Origin of the sequence: Marinobacter sp. F4218, from assembly GCF_019443085.1 — a bacterium.
GTDB lineage: Bacteria > Pseudomonadota > Gammaproteobacteria > Pseudomonadales > Oleiphilaceae > Marinobacter > Marinobacter albus.
Genome location: NZ_JAHZIL010000002.1, coordinates 586,919 through 606,030, shown reverse-complemented (window position 1 = coordinate 606,030; position 19,112 = coordinate 586,919). Strand labels below are relative to the sequence as shown.

The following is a 19,112-nucleotide window of genomic DNA, read 5'->3' as shown; positions in this document are numbered from 1 at the left end:
GTTCCGCTCGATTGATAAAAAAATGGTACAAGGATTGCGGCTGATTGATTGATAAAATAGGTATTATCAACAATACTTGCCGCACCAAGCGTCAATAGAACGACACTATAACTAGAACGATCCAGACGGAAGTCATCCAACCTCGTCCGATTCTGTTTTTATAAAGCAGTAACGAATAACGGAGACTGGAAAGGAAAAAGCATGAAGGTACGCAAGCTTGCGGTTGCCCTGGCTCTGGCGGGAGGGCTCGGATCCAGCGTTGCACAAGCCCTGGGGCTGGGAGAAATTGAACTTCAGTCCTATCTGAACGAGCCTTTGGACGCAGAGATCAATCTGCCCCAGAGCCGAGGTGTGGATCCGGGCGATGTATTCGTGAATATAGCCCCCGAATCTGCCTATGAAACAGTCGGACTTAGCCGCAACCAGTTTCTGAGTAAACTCAGGTTCCAGGTTATTACCCAGAGCGACGGGTCCCTGGCAGTCAACGTATCTTCACGGGAGCCCTTGCGTGAACCGTATCTGAACTTTCTGCTCGAGCTGACCTGGCCGAATGGACGGTTGATGCGGGAGTATGCTGTTCTGGTCGATCCTCCTGTCTACGCGGAGGACTCCGGTGTCGAGGAACGGGTGAGTGCGCCAGCGGTCACCTCCGGAGCCAGCCAGCCGTCTACCAGTCGCAGTGCCGAGTCTGTTCGTCGTCAGGCGCAGGCGGAGCAGTCGTTGGGGCGAGGGTACCAGGGCAACACCTTCGGCCCGACTGGTGCGTCAGATACCCTTTGGACCATTGCCTCCAGTGTTCGTCCGAACAACAGTGTGACCACCCAGCAGGTCATGCTTGCCATTCAGGATCTTAATCCTGATGCCTTCATGGGGGAGAATATCAACCGCCTCAAACGGGGCGAGGTACTTCGGGTACCCACGCTTGATCAGATCCAGTCCCGGACCAGGGCAGAAGCCACACAGGTTGTCAGGCAGCAGAATGAGGAATTCCAGTCTCCGCAGCGCACGGTTGATGCGACTGACAGCCAGCAAGCCCAACCAGCATCCACACAGGCATCCGCCGGCGGCGATGAGCTGAAACTGCTTGTTGCGGATAATGAAAGCACGGAATCCAGTGACGGTGGCTCCGCGGGTGGTGATGGAGAACTTCCGGGCGGAGTCGACGCGGGTACCGCAGTTGCAATGGAGGAGCTGGAAAGCGCGCGTCGTGAGAACGATGAGTTGAATAGTCGCGTTAACGATCTGCAGGATCAGGTACAAACGCTGCAGCGACTGCTTGAGCTGAAAAACAGTCAGTTGGCAGATATGCAGCAGATGACGGGTGAATCCGAAGAGGTTTCCGCTGACGCGACAGCCCCTGTTGAGGGCGAAGCGAATGAAGAGGGTGCTGAAGGCTCCGACCCGGCAGTAGCGGCGCCTGATGAAGCGGCTCCCGGTGAAGTCGACGAGACAGAAGGCACTGTCGGTGTCGAAAGCCCGGATGCTGACGCGACTGCCATGGATGAAGAAGGCGTGGCCGCAGAGTCCGACGAAGCTGGGCAGGCAGAAGAGGAGTCGGGAGCGGCTGCTAATGGCGATGCTGCCGACCAAATGGCGGAAGGCTCTGCTGAGGAATCCGAGAGTGGCGCTGATGAAGCGGCCATGGAAGAGGTTGACGAAGCTGATGCGGGTGCTGGTGCTGGTGCCGAGGTAACTGAGCCAGAAGAAACAGTCGTATCGCCCGAAGCTGAGCAGTCGGCAAGTCAGGAACCCAAACCTTCGGCGCAACCGCCAGTCGCGGAAAAAGGATTTCCGGGCAACATCATTGATGCCATTACCGGCAACTTGCTCTATCAGGTTGCGCTGGGCGGAGGTCTTATCCTCCTGCTCCTTCTTCTCCTGTCGTTGGCGCGTCGGAATGCCAACCGCGAAAAGGCGTTTTATGAGCAGCTGAACAGTGAATCCGGTGATGAATCGGACTCCTTCGAGTTGAGTCTGGACGAAGAGGACGCGGATCACGGTGCCAGTGATGAAGCACTGGCAGAAGCGGACTCCTACATTGCCTATGGACGCTATGATCAGGCTGCCCAGACTCTGGAGGCGGCCATTTCGAGGGAGCCAAGCCGGAAGGACCTTCGACTGAAGCTGCTGGGTGTCTATGCCGACAATCAGGACCGTGAGTCGTTTGAGAAGCAGTTTGGTGAAATTGAGGCACTGGATGACGATCAGGCCTTGGCTTCGGCCAACGAACTGCGCGCTCAGTTGGACGAAGCGGAATCGATGCCCAGTATCGATGACCTTGAGTCCCAGCTTCGCTCAGATTCATTCGGAGGCTCACAGGCTGAAACTGCGGAAAGCGTCCCCGGTTTGGGAACAGAAAATGATTCCCAGCTCTCGGACGAGTTGCTTGCGGACCAGTATGACGCCGGGAAAGAGGAACAGGTTGAAAATGAATTCGGTGAGCTGGACACGGATTTTGCGGACTTTGATCTGAACGAGCTTGAGTCGAAAGAGGACTCTGCGGACGCCGGGACAACGGAGTCTCAGGAAGCCTCAGAGCAAGAGAACAGTGACGATTCAATTGAGTATGACCTGTCCGGTCTGTCTCTGGAATCCGAAGAGGAAAACGCGGTTGAAGGCCAGGAATCTGGCACTGAAGGCAAAACCGATTATTCTTCGTTTGAGATGGATCTCAGCGATCAGGCCGAAAGTGAAATCGATGACACTGACTGGTCCGACGACCTAGGTCTCGAACTGGACAGCGCTGTTGAAGATGAGTCTGGCGCCAACGCATCTGGAGAAAAACGTTCCGCAGAGGTCGCTGACGATTCAGCCGACAGCGACACTGACTCTCTGGACGAATCCTTCCTGGATGAGCTGGATGCCGAGTTGGATAAGGTTGCCGGCGAAGAAGACGAGCTGGGCGGGGATGAGATGGAGGAGTCGTCTCTGGATGATCTCGAGCTGGATGTCTCCGATGAAGACCTCGCCTTGATGGAGGAGTTCTCCGATTCCGCCGATTCAGCCAGTGCCGACGAGGGCGAGGCTCCCGCTCTGGATGAAGAGCTAAACCTTGAGGATACTCTTGGTGAGGGTGATGTCCTCGGTGAAAGCGCGGCTGCCAGCCCGGAAGAAGAAGTGGCCGGCACTGAAGAGCTGGAGGACCTTGGTTCTCTGGATGAACTGGCAGAGCAGGATGACGAGGCTTCCGAAGGTAGTTCCGAGATCGAAGAGCAGTTGCCCGTAGCGTCAGACGAAATTGGTGAGGATGTGAACAGATCTGGCACCGTCGAGATCGACGAAAACGAGCTTGGCGACGATGACGATTTCGACTTCCTTGCAGGAACTGACGAAGCTGCAACGAAGCTTGACCTCGCCCGTGCCTATATCGAGATGGGAGACAGTGACGGCGCCCGGGATATACTCGAGGAAGTTGCACTGGAAGGAGATGAGGATCAGAAAGCGGAAGCGCAGGATCTTCTTAAAAATCTGTCCTGATTCGTTATAATCGCGTTGATCAGGCGGAAAGCGCCGGCCGTCGAATCCATTTCGACACAAGCCGGCGCTTTGTTTTTTTCAGTATCATTCATTCCGGATAGGCGTTTGTTTCTCGAACCTCAACAGCTTACCACCGAAATTGACATAGGCGATGGTCGCGTTGCCCTTGCTTTCGAATACGACGGCCGTGATTTTCACGGCTGGCAACTTCAGAAGTCCGGCGTTCGCTCCGTCGAGTCAGACCTGACGGCGGCGGTCTCGAAAGTTGCAAACCATCCCGTTGACCTGGTCTGTGCAGGACGGACGGATGCCGGCGTACACTCCAGTTATCAGATTGCCCACTTTGAAACTTCATCCACCAGGAGTCTCCGATCCTGGGTAATGGGGATAAATACGGCACTACCAGGCGATATTGCCGTTCACTGGGCGGGCAATGCCCCGGGCGACTTCCATGCTCGTTTTTCTGCCGTTTACCGGCGCTACCGGTACGTGATCTATAATCATCCCGTGCGGCCTGGAATTCAGCGGGGGCAGGTCAGCTGGACGTTTAAGCCTTTGGATGCCGGATGCATGCATGAGGCAGCGCAGGCACTGTTGGGCGAGCATGATTTTTCAGCTTTTCGGGCAGCCGGATGCCAGTCCCGTTCCCCGATCCGTTTTATGGAGCAGGTGACAGTAACCCGTAAGGGAGAGTTCGTCGTAATAGACATCCAGGCGAATGCCTTTTTACACCATATGGTTCGAAATATAGCCGGAGCTTTGATGGCAGTAGGATCAGGGCAGCAGCCAGTTAACTGGATTCGTGAGATACTCGAACAGCGGGACAGGAAACTTGCTGGCGTGACGGCACCACCGCATGGCCTTTATCTCGTGGATGTCGGTTACCCGGAGCGGTATGGGATACCCCAGGCTGAATGCGGGCCCGGTTTCCTAAGGCCCTGGTACAGTGAGGAGGAAAACCATCCGATTCCTCCAACCCACATACATCCGAAGCTATCGGTACAGAAGCCATGAGCGTGCGAGTCAAAATCTGCGGACTGACACGTGTCGAAGACATCGAGGCGGCGGTCAAAGCTGGCGCCGATGCGTTGGGACTTGTCTTCTATGAGCCGAGTCCAAGGTCGGTCAGTATCGTTCAGGCTGCGGAGTTGGCGCGCCACGTTCCCGCCTTCGTTTCGGTCGTTGGCCTGTTTGTGAATCCGACAAAGGATGAGGTCCGGGAGGTGTTGGATCGGGTTCCTCTGGATTTGCTGCAATTCCATGGCGACGAAAGTGCTGAGTTCTGTGCGCAATTCGGACGGCGCTGGATCAAGGCCATTCGGGTCCGGCAGGGACGGGAGATACAGGCGGCCTTCACAGACTATAGCCAGGCTTCCGGGCTGCTGGTGGATGCCTGGGATCCTGATCGGTTCGGCGGAACGGGGCAGTCATTCAACTGGGATCTCATCCCTTCTGATCGGCCTATGCCGCTCATATTGGCCGGTGGGTTGTCTTCTGATAACGTATCCCGCGCGGTCGAGCAGGTGAAACCCTGGGCCGTGGACGTCAGCGGCGGTGTTGAGCAAAGTAAAGGCATCAAGGACATCGAAAAAATTTCCGATTTCATTAAAGAGGTTCACCGTGTCTGTAAAACTGACTGAAGAAATGCTGAAAGCACTGCCGGATGCGAGGGGGCACTTCGGGGCCTTTGGCGGACGTTTCGTTTCCGAGACGCTGATGGATTCGCTCATGACGCTCGAGAAGCAATACAACGAGCTCAAGCACGATCCTGAGTTTCAGGCGCGGTTCGACAAAGAGCTGGCCGATTATGTAGGCCGACCCACCCCCCTGTATTTCGCTGAAAGGCTTACCCGCGAAACAGGCGGTGCGCAAATCTGGCTGAAACGGGAAGATCTCTGTCATACCGGTGCCCATAAGGTAAACAACACCGTTGGTCAGGCACTGCTGGCCAGTTTTTTGGGGAAGAAACGGATTATCGCTGAAACCGGGGCAGGTCAGCATGGCGTTGCGACAGCGACAGTCTGTGCCCGGCTAGGTCTGGAGTGTCATGTTTTCATGGGCGCCGAAGATGTTCAGCGCCAGTCCCTGAATGTTTTTCGCATGAAGCTGCTAGGCGCCGAGGTCCACGCGGTCGAGAGTGGTAGCCGAACGCTTAAGGACGCAATGAATGATGCCATGCGTGACTGGGTCTCCTATGTCGATGAAACGTTCTATATCATCGGAACAGTTGCGGGGCCACACCCCTATCCCATGCTGGTGAGGGATTTCCAGTCTGTAATTGGTCGCGAGACCCGCCGTCAAGCGTTGGAGAAAACCGGCAAGTTACCCGATGCACTGGTTGCCTGCGTTGGTGGCGGCTCGAACGCCATTGGCATGTTCTATCCATTCCTCGCCGACGAATCCGTTCAGCTCTACGGTGTCGAGGCGGGTGGTCTCGGTATTGAAACCGGCAAACACGCCGCGCCCCTGTGTGCCGGTCGTCCAGGGGTACTCCACGGCAATCGCACCTATCTTATGGAAGATGAGAACGGCCAGATTGCCGGCACCCATTCGGTCAGCGCTGGTCTGGATTATCCGGGGGTAGGTCCTGAGCACAGTTGGTTGAAGGATATTGGCCGGGCGAATTATGTATCCGTGACCGATGATGAAGCCATGGAAGGTTTCCGCAAGCTCACTCGGGTCGAAGGCATAATGCCCGCCCTGGAGACAGCTCATGCCGTGGCTTACGCCATCAAGCTCGCTGCAACCATGGACAAGGATCAAACCGTCGTGATCAACGTATCCGGCCGGGGTGATAAAGACATTAACACGGTTGCCAAGTTAGAAGGCATCGAGATCTGAAGAATCAACAGGAGCAGGCATGAGCCGAATTGAAGGGGTCCTGAAAACCCTCAAAGGACAAGGTCGCAAGGCACTTATTCCCTACATCACTGCCGGAGACCCCCATCCCGATGTGACTGTGGATCTGATGCACACGCTGGTGGAAGCAGGTGCCGACATTATTGAACTGGGCGTGCCGTTCTCTGACCCCATGGCCGATGGGCCGGTCATTCAGCTGGCCTGTGAGCGAGCCCTCAAGCACGGCACGTCCTTGCGTCAGGTGTTAGCTATGGTCAAGGAATTTCGGACCAAAGACATCGAAACCCCGGTGGTTTTGATGGGCTACCTCAACCCGATGGAGGCAATGGGGTACGAAGCTTTTGCCGATGCGGCTGTCGATGCGGGCGTTGATGGAATACTGACCGTCGACCTGCCCCCGGAAGAGGCGGACGATGTTGCGCCTCTGTTCACTGAGCGCAAACTGGACGCCATCTTTCTGCTGGCGCCGACCACAACAGATGAACGGATTCGCGCAATCAGCGAGCACTCCTCCGGCTATGTGTACTATGTTTCATTCAAGGGAGTCACCGGGGCCGGCAAGATCAACGTGGAGGAAGTGGCTACCAAGGTGGCCCATATTCATGAGCTCACAGCTCTCCCAGTAGGTGTGGGTTTCGGTATTCGTGACGCAAAAACGGCTGCAGCGGTGGGTCAGGTATCCGATGGTGTAATTGTTGGCAGCGTTCTGGTCGATACAATAGCCAGAAATCAGGCAGATACCGACGAGCTGAAGCGGGCGCTGAAGGATCTGCTCCACCCGATGCGCGAAGCGCTGGATAGCCTGGACTCCTGAAATATGGGCCCGGGCCGACAGGCATCACAGGACAGGATGAAATCATGAGTAACTGGCTGGACAAGATCATGCCGAGCAAGATCCGCTCGGAATCCAAGCAGAGAACTGGCGTTCCCGAGGGGTTGTGGAAAAAATGCCCCAAGTGCGGCGCCTTTCTCTACAAGCCGGAACTTGAGAAGAATCTCGATGTTTGTCCAAAGTGCAACCACCATCTTCGGGTGAGCGCCAGGCGTCGTCTGGATGTTTTCCTCGATTCCGATGGTCGGGAGGAGATTGCTACAGAGCTGGAGCCTTGGGACCGGTTGAAATTCAAGGACAGCAAGCGCTACAAGGATCGATTGTCCCACGCGCAAAAGTCCACAGGTGAGAAAGACGCACTGGTGGCGATGAAAGGCACAACGCTGGGTGTACCCCTCGTTGTCTGCTCATTTGAGTTTAATTTCCTCGGGGGCTCTATGGGGCAGGTTGTGGGCGAGAAATTTGTCCAGGCCGCCAATGTCGCCCTCGAGCACCGCATTCCGCTGGTCTGTTTCTCTGCCAGCGGCGGTGCCAGGATGCAGGAAGCGATTCTATCGCTGATGCAGATGTCCAAGACGGCGGCAGTGCTTGAGCGTATGAAGCAGGAAGGCATCCCCTACATCTCCGTGTTGACGGATCCGGTGTTCGGCGGTGTGTCGGCCAGTCTGGCCATGCTTGGTGATTTGAACATTGCTGAGCCGTACGCCTTGATCGGTTTCGCCGGCCCGCGTGTCATCGAGCAGACCGTCCGGGAAAAGCTGCCGGAAGGTTTTCAGCGTAGCGAGTTCCTGCTTGATCACGGTGCCATCGACATGATTCTCCATCGCCACCAGTTACGCGAGCGCATTGCGCACGTCCTGGCGAAGTTCACGGGTCAGGAGCGGCCCGAGACCGAGGAACCGATTGAATTTGAAGTTACGGAAAAACCGGAAACCGATGCCCCCATCGAGTAACATCTCTGGCCAGTCCCCACACCCGCCGGGGACTGGCGCCACTGTCGACCGGTGGCTTACCTACCTTGAAGCCCTTCATCCAACCGAAATAGATCTTGGTCTTGACCGCGTGCTTATGGTTTTGCGGCGGCTTTTTCCGCGTAAGCCATCTGCCCGGATCATCACCGTTGCGGGTACGAATGGAAAGGGGAGTGCGGTTGCGTCGCTTGAGGCATTGCTTCGTGCGGCCGGACGACGAACCGGCGCTTATACTTCGCCGCATCTGGAGTCTTACAACGAGCGTGTCCGGTTAGACGGTTCCGATATCGACGACGCGTCGTTGGTCTCGGCTTTTGAGCGGGTTGAAGCTGCCCGCAGAAACATTTCGTTAACCTATTTCGAATTCGGCACGTTGGCTGCGTTTGTAGCGTTTTCCGAAGCCGAGGTCGAGGACTGGCTGCTCGAGGTAGGCCTCGGGGGGCGGCTGGATGCCGTTAATGTCCTTGATGCGGATATCGCAATCATAACCTCGGTGGACATTGACCATGTCGCCTTTCTTGGCGATAACCGCGAGGTTATCGGTTTTGAAAAGGCCGGAATACTCCGGCCGAAGATACCCGCCGTCTATGCGGATTCCGATCCACCCCGGTCGGTCCTCCAACAGGTAGCTGCGCAAAAGGTCGATCTGGCGCTCGCCGGACGCGATTACCGATTGCTGGACGCGGAAGACGGCGAAGGGCAGGTGCCGGCCAGACTGGTACTGGATTATCAGGGTTGGAAAGTGAAACTGCCCAATGGGCCGCTCCCCGTTCCGAGCGTCGCTGCAGCGGTGGTGGCACTGCGAGTTCTTGAGCCGGGTATGGATGTGTCCGTCATTGAGCGGACGCTGGAGTGCCTGAAAGTGCCGGGTCGGTTTGAGCAGATGTCGGCAAACCCGGATGTCTTTGTCGACGTGGGTCACAATCCTCATGCTGCAGGCTGGCTTGCGGGTCGGTTGGCGGCCCTGAAATCGGCAAATCGCCGGGTTTTGGCAGTTTACGCCGCGCTGGGTGATAAGGACGTGGAGGGCGTCTTTGACGCCATGAAGTCGGTCGTGGATAAATGGTGGCTGGCTGGACTGGACGTACCCCGGGGGCTCTCCTCCGACATGTTAGGTGACAGGGCCGCAGGTGCCGGGCTATCGGAATGCCGGCAGGCCGAGACGGTTGATGCGGCGATCACGGCTGCCCAGGCCAGTGCCCGGCCCCAGGATCTGATCGTTATATTCGGGTCCTTTTTCACGGTGGCTGAAGCTCGCACGCGGCTGACACCGATCAGTGCCCGTCGGCGCCTTGAGCTGTTTCTGGATGTGGATGATCGCCGGGAGATAGCTCCGGGCCTTGAGGTCACGGATGTGCTCCGGTCCGACGCCAGCGAGCTCTACCAGGCACAGCTGTCCCGATTCCGGAAGTCCTCCGGTGAGGCCGATGCGCTGGTTGCCATGGAGGGGGCTACCCTTGGTGTGCCGCTGGTTGCCTGCGCTTTCGAGTACAGTTTCATGGACGGAACCATGGGGGAAGTCGCGGGAGAAAAGTTTGTCCAGGCGGCAAACGTCGCTCTTGATCGTCACATCCCGCTGGTATGCTTCTCTGCCAGTGGTGGTGCCCGGGTCCAGGAGGGGTTTCTTGCGCTGATTCAGATGGCGAAAACCGCTGCAGTGCTCGAGCGGATGAAGCAGCAGGGGATTCCCTATATTTCAGTGATAACAGACCTGGTGTATGGAGAGGTGTCTGCAAGCCTCGCAATGCTTGGCGATCTGAATATTGCCGAACCGGATGCAAGAAGCGGGGCCTCCTACCCCGAGGTCATTCAGCAGGTTGAACTTGAAGGTTTGCCGGATGGTTTTCAGGGCAGCCAGTTTCTGCTTGAGCGGGGGGCTGTTGATATGATTCTTGACCGTCGACAACTGCGCGAGCGCATTGCTCACATTCTGGCAAAGTTTGCCGGGCGGGATCAGCCGGGGAGGGCGGAGGAAATTTCACATCCCTGAAGTCTGATGCCAGGGACGTCGGAGCGCCTTAAACTTTGTCCATAGCCTGGGGTGGTGCTTTGAGTTCTGTGAAGATGCCAGTTAGTATCAGCTGCTAATGCCAAAAGTGGTAAATCACCAAATTACGGGAGCCGGGAATCGTGGATGGATTGAAACAAAGAATAATCGGGGCGCTTGTTCTGGTTTCCCTGGCGGTTATCTTTGTTCCGATGTTGTTTGACGAGCCGCATTCCGAGCGAACCTCCACCAGCATCAAGATTCCAGAGGAGCCGCCTTTCCCGGAGGTGACGTCACCGGAGGCAGACACTTCGATGCCTCCGTCCTACGAGGAACCCGCCTCTGCAGCGGAATCCGAAACCCCGGCACAGGTTGAATCCGCGGCAGATGCTCCGGATTACCGAATCGTTGAAGATAGCCAGGACCCCTTCGACAGTCCTCCCGAGTCGAGTCAGCCGGAGCCAGTCGACCCAGTAGAAGAAACAGCTGATGAAGTGGCCGAAAATACGACCCCGGCGGACGAGCCATCCAAAGCTTCCGGAAATGAAAGTGAAACTGAGTCGGCTGAATATACCCGCTCGCTGGAAGGGGCGTGGGTGGTTCAATTGGGTAGCTTTGGTAACGCTGACAATGCCCGCCGCCTGAGAGACAAGGTTCGTGACAAGGGGTATGGCTCCCACTTGCAGAAGGTTGAGCGGGGCGATGCCACATTGACCCGTGTTTTCAGTGGTCCCTTCGCCAGTAAAGCCGATGCAGAAGCCGCCAAGCGCAGTCTTGATGAAGCGTTCAGTCTCAATAGCCTGGTGACAACCGGCGACAAATAAGCGTCTTTCTGATGGTTTATGGGCTCCAGGCAGTTTGGTGGCGGCCGGTTTCCTGATAGAATTCGCGCTTCCTTTTTTCCATCGGGTTCTTCATGGAAGCGCTGATCTGGATTGACTGGGTCATCATTACCCTGATTACAGTGTCCACGCTCATCAGTCTTAAACGGGGTTTCGTCAAAGAGGCCTTGTCGCTGGTGACCTGGGTAGGTGCGTTCATACTCGCCCGAACCTTCCACCCGCAAATGCAGTCGCTCCTTGAGAGCACAGTCGAAACGCCCCTGGTCCGTTTGATTGCAGCGTTTGCAATACTCTTCTTTGGCACGCTCATCGTGGGCGCTATCATCAACAATATGATTGGTCACCTCGTGCGGGCCACCGGCCTGTCAGCCACCGATCGGGTTCTGGGGATGGGATTCGGGCTTTTACGTGGGGTTGTGGTGGTGATCGTTGCCATTGCCTTCACCCGATACACCCCTCTGGCACAGGACACCTGGTGGCGTGAATCGTTAATGATAGGCAGGCTGGCCGTTGTGGAGGACTGGTCGCGACGGACACTGGGTGACGAATTCGCCCGTTTTCTGGGGCCGGCTTCGGATGGCCAGAGTGACCCAGGCAGTAATCAACAGCAGGAAGGCGTGGAACCAGCGTCTACCTCCAGCTAACATTCGAATCTAACACTCGGAGAAAACCCTATCCATGTGTGGCATTGTCGGCATCGTCAGCACTTCCAACGTAAATCAGTCTCTCTATGATGCATTGACTGTTCTTCAACACCGGGGCCAGGACGCGGCGGGCATTGTTACCTTTCAGGATGAGCGTTTTTTTCTGCGCAAGGACAACGGTCTTGTTCGGGATGTTTTTCATACCCGTCATATGCGTCGTCTGGTTGGCAATGTTGGTATCGGCCATGTGCGCTATCCGACTGCGGGCAGTTCAAGCTCGGCCGAGGCTCAACCGTTCTACGTGAACAGCCCTTACGGAATCACCCTGGCTCACAATGGCAATCTGACAAATGCTGATGATCTTAGCCAGGATCTTTTTCGCACCGATCTTCGTCATATAAACACCAACTCTGATTCGGAAGTCTTGCTGAACGTGTTTGCCCATGAGCTTCAGAAGCTCGGTAAGCTGGACCCGACCAAGGATGAGATCTTTGCGGCGGTCAGGGCTGTACATAAGCGCTGCCGTGGAGCCTACGGCGTAATTGCGATGATCACCGGCTACGGCATCGTCGGTTTCCGGGATCCGAACGGTATTCGTCCGGCCTGTTACGGCGTTCGGGAGTCGGAGGACGGGCGCAAGGAATACATGATCGCGTCAGAGAGCGTCGCGTTGAGTGCCGCCGGGTTCACCCTGGTCCGTGATATTGCTCCGGGCGAAGCGGTGTATGTCGAAACCGACGGTACGCTCTACACGGAACAGTGTGCAGAAGAGCCCCACCTGTATCCGTGTATTTTCGAGCATGTCTATTTTGCCCGGCCCGACTCGATCATCGATAAGGTGTCGGTCTACAAGGCGCGCCTGCGAATGGGTGAGACCCTTGCCGACAAGGTACTTCGCGAGCGTCCGGAGCACGACATTGACGTGGTGATGCCAATTCCCGACACCAGCCGTACGTCGGCCATGCAGATGGCCCACCGCCTGGGTGTGAAATTCCGCGAAGGCTTCATCAAGAATCGCTACATTGGCCGAACCTTTATTATGCCGGGTCAGAAGATGCGCAAAAAATCTGTCCGCCAGAAGCTGAACCCGATTGATCTTGAGTTCCGCGACAAGAACGTGATGCTGGTCGACGATTCGATTGTGCGGGGAACCACCTGCAAGGAAATCGTTCAGATGGCCCGTGATGCCGGTGCACGAAACGTGTATTTCGCTTCTGCGGCGCCTCCCGTCCGATACCCCAACGTCTACGGGATCGACATGCCCTCGGCCAGTGAACTGATTGCCCATGACCGGACGGTGGAAGAAATCCGTGAACTGATCGGGGCAGATTGGTTGCTGTATCAGGATCTGGAAGATCTGATTGCGTGCGTGAACGACGTTAACGACGAGATTGAAGGTTGGGAATGCTCGGTCTTCACCGGAAACTACGTCACCGGCGACGTCGATCAGGAGTACCTGAATCGGCTTGAGGAAGCCCGCAATGACGATAAGAAGTCGAAACAGCAGGGTGGAGATTCCGGTGATAACGGCATCATCGATTTGTACAATGATGAAGATTAAACGCGCAACGCGTGATACCAGGAGTAGCTCATGACTTTCCGCCGTGAACAAAATGTCTGGATCCCGGAGTCGGATCTTGAGGGTATGTCTGTTGATACCCTGGCGGTGAGGGCAGGGCAGGTGCGTACGGGGGAGCTGGAGCACAGTGATCCGATCTTCCCGACATCGAGCTTCGTCTATGGCAGCGCGGCCCAGGCGGCAGCCCGCTTCGGCGGCGACGAACCGGGCAACATCTACTCGCGGTTCACCAATCCCACGGTTCAGGCTTTCGAGGGACGAATTGCGGCCATGGAAGGGGGCGAGCGTGCCGTAGCGACGGCGTCGGGGATGGCTGCCATTCTGAGTACCTGCATGGCGCTGCTGAAAAGCGGGGATCACGTGGTGTGTTCCCGCGGCGTGTTTGGCACCACTAATGTGCTGTTCCAGAAATATATGGCGAAATTTGGCGTCGAGACCTCGTTTGTCGGTCTCACGGACCTGGAAGAGTGGGCCGCCGCGGTACGCCCGGAAACCCGTATGCTCTTTATAGAAACGCCGTCCAACCCACTGTGTGAAGTTGCGGATATGGCAGCGCTGGCCAGTCTGGCCCATGCCAACGATGCCCTGTTCGTGGTGGACAACTGTTTCTGTACGCCGGTGTTGCAGCGTCCCCTGGAGCATGGTGCCGATATCATTATCCATTCGGCGACCAAGTATCTGGATGGCCAGGGCCGTTGCGTCGGCGGTGTTGTGGTCGGGCCGTCAAAGTTGATGGACGAGGTGTACGGTTTTCTTCGTTCCGCTGGTCCTACCATGAGCCCATTCAACGCGTGGGTATTCCTCAAGGGGCTGGAAACCTTACCAATCCGTATGCGTGCCCACTGCGACAATGCGGTAGAGTTAGCGTTGTGGCTGGAACAACAACCGGCGGTTGAAGAGGTTTTTTATGCCGGTTTGCAGAGTCACCCACAGCACGAACTTGCAAAGAAGCAGCAATCAGGGTTTGGTGGTGTTCTTTCGTTTCGTTTGAAGGGCGGGCGCCAAGAAGCCTGGTCTTTCATTGACGCCACCCGGATGATCTCGATTACCGCGAATCTGGGCGACGTGAAAACCACGATCACCCATCCGGCCACCACCACCCACGGTCGCCTGTCGCCGGAAGACAAGGACGCTGCGGGTATCACTGAAAATCTGGTCCGGATTTCGGTGGGCATAGAAGCAGTCGAGGACCTGAAGACCGATCTTGCACGTGGCTTTCAGGCACTTCAGAACCCAAGCAATGGAAACGTTTGAGTATTCATGGCCGAATCCGCAAAAGCGAAGAAAGCACCACAGGAACTGACAGAGAAGCAGCTGCGCTTTCGCCGTTTGGTGGCACAGGGTGCCCGGGAAGGCGCCGTGATTGCGCTGATCGCGCTCTGCATCTACTTTTCCATGGCGCTGGTTACATTCAGTCCGTCTGATCCGGGCTGGGCCAGTATTGGCCACGATACCAGCGTTCAGAACTATGCGGGCCGCACCGGCGCCTGGCTCGCGAGTCTGTTCATGGACTTCTTTGGTCAGGTGGCCTACCTGTTCCCGCTGATGATCGCAGGGTATGCAATCATGTTGATTCGTCGTCGGAACGATTCCATGGATTTGCACTGGCCGCTGTTCATGATGCGGTTCGGCGGTTTTTTGCTGATCCTGCTGTCTGCCACCAGTCTGCTTTCGCTTTATTCAGTTTTCGGCCTCGGTGTGTCCTCTGGTGGGGTCCTGGGAACGGCGGTATCGGAGGCCATGGTCCGGTTCTTCAACCTGCCCGCGACAACGCTTCTGCTGATTGCCATATTTCTGTTCGCGATCACCGTCACCACTGGATTGTCCTGGTTCCGGCTGATGGACCAGATTGGTGGAGCGACGCTCAGGTTCGCGCTAGCGCTCAAGGCACTCTTCACTCCCAACCCGGATAGGAAAAAGCCTGCACCATCACCCAAGGCAGAGCCTCCGGTGGTAAAGGACCGAGTCCCTGCACCAAAGTCCGGAACTGCTGAAAAGCAAAAAAACGGGCCGCGATGGTGGCATCGAATTCCCGGCTTTGGTCCATCTAAGGCCAAGAAACCGGCAAAGACTTCGCCCGAACGGCGAGAGCCAGGGCTGGAAGGCCTCAGTGCTGCAGTGGACCCAGAGCCGGTACGGCTTGAAAGCTTCAGCTCCACAGACGATAACACGCCTCCTGAACCGTCTCAGAGCAATCCGGCGCCTGCTAATTCATCACCCAAGCCTTCGGGAAGGTCGCTGAAGATTTCGCCGTTCAAGAAGGATGAGCAGCCACTTTCCAGCAAAAACGGCAAGGACAAACAGCCCTCGCTGCTGGAGGACCTGGAAAACCCGATCCCGCCGATTTCTCTGCTGGATCCACCCGAAGAGCACAAGGGAGAAAGAGGCTATTCCGAAGAATCCCTCGAACACATGTCCCGAATGCTTGAAGAAAAGCTGGGGGATTTCGGTGTCTCCGTGGAAGTCGTTGAAGTCAATCCCGGGCCCGTGATCACCCGTTTCGAGATCAAGCCGGCTCCCGGCGTCAAGGTGAGTAAGATCTCGAACCTGGCGAAGGATCTGGCACGCTCACTGGCGGTTCTGAGTGTGCGGGTTGTCGAGGTCATACCCGGTAAGTCCGTTGTCGGGATCGAAATTCCCAATGAAGAACGGGAAATGGTCCGCCTGAGCGAAGTTCTGGGCGCCCGGGTGTTCGAGGATTCGTCGTCACCGCTGACACTGGCATTGGGCAACGACATAGGTGGTAACCCGATGGTGGCCAACCTGGCCAAGATGCCCCATTTGCTGGTGGCGGGTACCACGGGGTCGGGCAAGTCCGTCGGCGTGAACGCCATGCTGCTGAGTATGCTTCTGAAGGCGACGCCCGATGAGGTCCGCTTCATCATGGTCGACCCAAAGATGCTGGAGTTGAGCATTTACGACGGCATCCCCCATCTTCTGGCGCCCGTTGTCACTGACATGAAAGAAGCCGCTAACGCGCTTCGCTGGTGCGTCGCAGAAATGGAACGCCGTTATCGGCTCATGGCCAATCTTGGCGTTCGGAACATTGCGGGATACAACCGCAAGGTCAAGGATGCCATTGCAGCCGGCGAACCGCTACTGGACCCGCTTTGGAAGCCGGATGAATATCTCGCCAATGATGAGCAGGAACGACCAGAACTGGAAACCCTGCCGTTCATCGTGGTTGTGATCGATGAATTTGCCGACATGATGATGATCGTTGGCAAGAAAGTGGAAGAATTGATTGCCCGAATTGCCCAGAAGGCGAGGGCCGCGGGGATTCATCTGGTGCTTGCCACCCAGCGACCGTCTGTTGACGTCATTACCGGTCTGATCAAGGCAAATATCCCCACGCGTATGTCCTTCCAGGTCTCGTCCAAGATCGATTCCCGGACGGTTCTCGATCAGGGCGGCGCCGAACAGCTTCTCGGGCATGGCGACATGCTCTACCTGCCGCCGGGCTCTGGCCTGCCGGTCCGGGTTCATGGTGCTTTCGTCGATGACGATGAAGTCCATCGCGTCGTCAGCGCGTGGAAAGCGCGTGGCGAACCGGTCTACGTGGACGACGTTCTGAACGGTGCCGAGGGCGAAAGTCTGCCCGGCGTACCGACACTCTCGGAGGGTGGTGGCGATAGTGAAGGCGATGCCCTGTTCGACGAGGCAGTGGCGTTTGTCACCGAAGGCCGGCGGGTGTCGATTTCGTCCGTTCAGCGCAAGTTCAAGATTGGCTACAACCGGGCGGCGAATCTCGTCGATGCCATGGAAGCTTCGGGCGTCGTCAGTGCCGCCGGGCACAATGGTGCACGGGAAGTTTTGGCCCCGCCACCCCCCAGAGACTAGGAGCCGTATCATATGCAATACCATCCCTTTCTGAAGATGTTCGCCATCGCAGTGGTTACCCTGTTTGCGTTGGCAGCGAAAGCGGCTGATAACGGGTCAGAGTCGCGGGATGCGGCTGCCAGGCTCGCCTCCATGCTCAAGAGCTACGAGTCCTATCAGGCTGATTTCATTCAGATCGTTGTCAATGAAAACGGCAACCAGGTTCAGGAAACCCGGGGGGCTCTGAAAGCCAAACGTCCCGGGTTGTTTTACTGGGAAACCAGTGCGCCGCTTTCCCAATTCATCGTCAGCAACGGTGAAACGGTTGAAGTCTACGATCCAGATCTTGAGCAGGTGACCATTCATAATCTGGACGAACGGGTCCAGACAACCCCGGCTCTTTTGCTCAGTGGCGAGGTCGATAACCTTGAGGAAACCTACCGGGTCTCCAGAAAGGCCATTGGTGATAATACCCGTGAATTCATGCTGGAGCCCCGTAGCCCGGATTCCCTGTTCCTCTCCCTGCGTCTCACGTTTTTCAAGGGTGAGCTACAGGAGATGCGGATGCAGGACTCGTTGGGCCAGCTCAGTGTTCTGAGCTTTGATAACATCAGGTTGAACGAGAGTGTCGACAACAGCGCCTTTTCCCTGGAATACCCGGAGGGCGTCGACATCATCCGGGACGGAGCCTGATGCAGGATAGCCTGTTTGAGGACCAGCCCGGTTTTCGCCCACTGGCGGCGCGAATGCGGCCTGCCAGCCTTGATGATTATGTCGGCCAGCTGCATCTCGTGGGGCCCGGCAAGCCTCTGCGCCGTGCTGTTGAGCAGGGGCAGTTGCATTCCATGATCCTCTGGGGGCCACCGGGTGTCGGTAAGACCACCTTCGCTCGCCTCCTTGCATCCCTCAGCGATCTCAGCTTCGAGACCATCTCGGCGGTCCTCAGTGGCGTGAAAGAGATCCGTGCCGTTGTTGATCGGGCCCGCAATCGCAAGCAATCCGAAGGGCGGGACACGCTCCTGTTCGTGGACGAAGTGCATCGCTTCAACAAAAGCCAGCAGGATGCCTTTTTGCCTCATATTGAGGACGGTACCTTCATCTTCGTGGGGGCTACCACGGAAAACCCTTCTTTCGAGCTGAACAGCGCACTCCTGTCCCGAACCCGGGTTTACGTTCTGAAAAACCTCGACGACGACGATATCCTGCGATTGCTTGAGCGGGCCCTGGCCTCAAGCGACGGCTTCGCTGGCCGTTTATCGGTGCCAACGGATGTACTTGAGCTGATGGCAGCTGCATCGGGAGGGGATGCCCGGCGAGCTCTGAACATTCTCGAGGTGGCGGCGGATTTGGCCGAACCGGACGCTGATGGTCGTGATTGTGTCACCCATGAGCAACTCGAACAGGTCATGCAAACCAGCCTGCGTCGCTTCGACAAAGGCGGGGACGTGTTCTACGACCAGATCTCGGCACTTCACAAATCGGTCCGGGGATCCGATCCGGACGGTTCGCTTTACTGGCTTTGCCGCATGCTGGATGGGGGCTGTGATCCACTGTACGTTGCCCGGCGATTAGTCCGGATTGCCAGCGAGGATATCGGAAACGCCGATCCGCGGGCGCTGCAGCTCAGCATGGACGCCTGGGACGCACAGGAGCGGCTGGGGTCTCCGGAAGGTGAGCTGGCGCTTGCCCAGGCAGTTACCTACCTGGCCATGTGCCCAAAGAGCAATGCAGTCTACAATGCGTTCAACCAATGCATGTCAGACATCCGCCAGGATCCGGATTTTGAAGTGCCCGTGCATTTGCGTAACGCCCCGACCAAGCTTCTTAAAACCATGGGCCATGGTGAATCCTATCGGTACGCTCACGATGAGCCCGATGCGTTCGCCGCCGGCGAAGCCTACCTGCCCGAATCCATACATCAGCGCCGCTATTACCAGCCGGTGAATCGCGGGCTCGAAATCAAGCTGGCTGAAAAACGGGAGCGTCTCGATCAGCTCAACGCCCAGAGCTCCCGAAAGCGCTACTCCTGAGCCTTTCCCACGGTAGCCACGGGCCTCTGTGCAGGTATAATGGCCAGTCATTTATCACACATCGCTAACCGG

General features: G+C 56.8%; 14 protein-coding genes. All 14 read left to right on the top strand.

What is annotated here, in order from left to right:
- The first annotated feature begins 201 nt into the window (after window positions 1–201).
- The 14 genes from K0B93_RS03210 to K0B93_RS03145 all read left to right on the top strand — a co-directional run bounded on the left by K0B93_RS03210 (window position 202) and on the right by K0B93_RS03145 (window position 19,040).
- Window positions 202–3,477: a FimV/HubP family polar landmark protein gene (locus K0B93_RS03210; protein ID WP_219865799.1), complete on the top strand. Its 3,276-nt coding sequence runs from the start codon at window positions 202–204 to the stop codon at window positions 3,475–3,477.
- 105 nt (window positions 3,478–3,582) lie between these two features.
- On the top strand, window positions 3,583–4,491 hold the full coding sequence (gene truA, locus K0B93_RS03205; protein WP_219865798.1) for a tRNA pseudouridine(38-40) synthase TruA: 909 nt from the start codon (window positions 3,583–3,585) through the stop codon (window positions 4,489–4,491).
- On the top strand, window positions 4,488–5,117 hold the full coding sequence (locus K0B93_RS03200) for a phosphoribosylanthranilate isomerase (RefSeq protein ID WP_219865797.1): 630 nt from the start codon (window positions 4,488–4,490) through the stop codon (window positions 5,115–5,117). Before truA ends, K0B93_RS03200 begins: the two co-directional genes overlap by 4 nt.
- Window positions 5,110–6,318, top strand: a complete 1,209-nt coding sequence (trpB, locus tag K0B93_RS03195) for a tryptophan synthase subunit beta (protein ID WP_267460722.1) — start codon at window positions 5,110–5,112, stop codon at window positions 6,316–6,318. The genes K0B93_RS03200 and trpB overlap by 8 nt, the downstream gene beginning before the upstream one ends.
- Before the next feature lie 19 nt (window positions 6,319–6,337).
- The gene (gene trpA, locus K0B93_RS03190; RefSeq protein ID WP_219865795.1) at window positions 6,338–7,150 is read left to right on the top strand and encodes a tryptophan synthase subunit alpha; all 813 of its coding nucleotides are present in this window, start codon (window positions 6,338–6,340) and stop codon (window positions 7,148–7,150) included.
- Window positions 7,151–7,194: 44 nt separating this feature from the next.
- Entirely contained in the window at window positions 7,195–8,121 is a 927-nt protein-coding gene (accD, locus tag K0B93_RS03185; RefSeq protein ID WP_219865794.1) for an acetyl-CoA carboxylase, carboxyltransferase subunit beta, read from the top strand.
- Entirely contained in the window at window positions 8,105–10,129 is a 2,025-nt protein-coding gene (gene folC / locus K0B93_RS19370; protein WP_219865793.1) for a bifunctional tetrahydrofolate synthase/dihydrofolate synthase, read from the top strand. The genes accD and folC overlap by 17 nt, the downstream gene beginning before the upstream one ends.
- 140 nt (window positions 10,130–10,269) lie before the next feature.
- Window positions 10,270–10,950, top strand: coding sequence for an SPOR domain-containing protein (locus tag K0B93_RS03175; RefSeq protein ID WP_219865792.1), 681 nt, complete (start codon window positions 10,270–10,272; stop codon window positions 10,948–10,950).
- Window positions 10,951–11,042: 92 nt separating this feature from the next.
- A complete protein-coding gene (locus K0B93_RS03170; RefSeq protein WP_219865791.1) occupies window positions 11,043–11,612 on the top strand; it encodes a CvpA family protein in 570 nt (189 codons plus the stop codon).
- A gap of 34 nt (window positions 11,613–11,646) precedes the next feature.
- Window positions 11,647–13,173 carry an amidophosphoribosyltransferase gene (gene purF, locus K0B93_RS03165; protein WP_219865790.1) on the top strand — a complete coding sequence of 509 codons (1,527 nt, stop codon included), beginning with the start codon at window positions 11,647–11,649 and terminating at the stop codon, window positions 13,171–13,173.
- 30 nt (window positions 13,174–13,203) lie between these two features.
- Window positions 13,204–14,445 carry an O-succinylhomoserine sulfhydrylase gene (locus K0B93_RS03160; RefSeq protein ID WP_219865789.1) on the top strand — a complete coding sequence of 414 codons (1,242 nt, stop codon included), beginning with the start codon at window positions 13,204–13,206 and terminating at the stop codon, window positions 14,443–14,445.
- Window positions 14,446–14,451: 6 nt separating this feature from the next.
- Window positions 14,452–17,031, top strand: coding sequence for a DNA translocase FtsK (locus tag K0B93_RS03155; RefSeq protein ID WP_219865788.1), 2,580 nt, complete (start codon window positions 14,452–14,454; stop codon window positions 17,029–17,031).
- Window positions 17,032–17,043: 12 nt separating this feature from the next.
- On the top strand, window positions 17,044–17,703 hold the full coding sequence (lolA, locus tag K0B93_RS03150) for an outer membrane lipoprotein chaperone LolA (RefSeq protein WP_228743188.1): 660 nt from the start codon (window positions 17,044–17,046) through the stop codon (window positions 17,701–17,703).
- Window positions 17,703–19,040: a replication-associated recombination protein A gene (locus K0B93_RS03145; RefSeq protein ID WP_219865787.1), complete on the top strand. Its 1,338-nt coding sequence runs from the start codon at window positions 17,703–17,705 to the stop codon at window positions 19,038–19,040. Before lolA ends, K0B93_RS03145 begins: the two co-directional genes overlap by 1 nt.
- The last annotated feature ends 72 nt before the right edge of the window (window positions 19,041–19,112 follow it).

What these genes read in the sequence shown, in the direction of transcription:
- trpA (WP_219865795.1), top strand. Translation starts at nt 6,338, where the DNA reads ATGAGCCGAATTGAAGGGGTCCTGAAAACCCTCAAAGGACAAGGTCGC.
- K0B93_RS03170 (WP_219865791.1), top strand. Translation starts at nt 11,043, where the DNA reads ATGGAAGCGCTGATCTGGATTGACTGGGTCATCATTACCCTGATTACA.
- purF (WP_219865790.1), top strand. Translation starts at nt 11,647, where the DNA reads ATGTGTGGCATTGTCGGCATCGTCAGCACTTCCAACGTAAATCAGTCT.
- K0B93_RS03210 (WP_219865799.1), top strand. Translation starts at nt 202, where the DNA reads ATGAAGGTACGCAAGCTTGCGGTTGCCCTGGCTCTGGCGGGAGGGCTC.
- K0B93_RS03160 (WP_219865789.1), top strand. Translation starts at nt 13,204, where the DNA reads ATGACTTTCCGCCGTGAACAAAATGTCTGGATCCCGGAGTCGGATCTT.
- K0B93_RS03145 (WP_219865787.1), top strand. Translation starts at nt 17,703, where the DNA reads ATGCAGGATAGCCTGTTTGAGGACCAGCCCGGTTTTCGCCCACTGGCG.
- lolA (WP_228743188.1), top strand. Translation starts at nt 17,044, where the DNA reads ATGCAATACCATCCCTTTCTGAAGATGTTCGCCATCGCAGTGGTTACC.
- folC (WP_219865793.1), top strand. Translation starts at nt 8,105, where the DNA reads ATGCCCCCATCGAGTAACATCTCTGGCCAGTCCCCACACCCGCCGGGG.
- K0B93_RS03155 (WP_219865788.1), top strand. Translation starts at nt 14,452, where the DNA reads ATGGCCGAATCCGCAAAAGCGAAGAAAGCACCACAGGAACTGACAGAG.
- K0B93_RS03200 (WP_219865797.1), top strand. Translation starts at nt 4,488, where the DNA reads ATGAGCGTGCGAGTCAAAATCTGCGGACTGACACGTGTCGAAGACATC.
- accD (WP_219865794.1), top strand. Translation starts at nt 7,195, where the DNA reads ATGAGTAACTGGCTGGACAAGATCATGCCGAGCAAGATCCGCTCGGAA.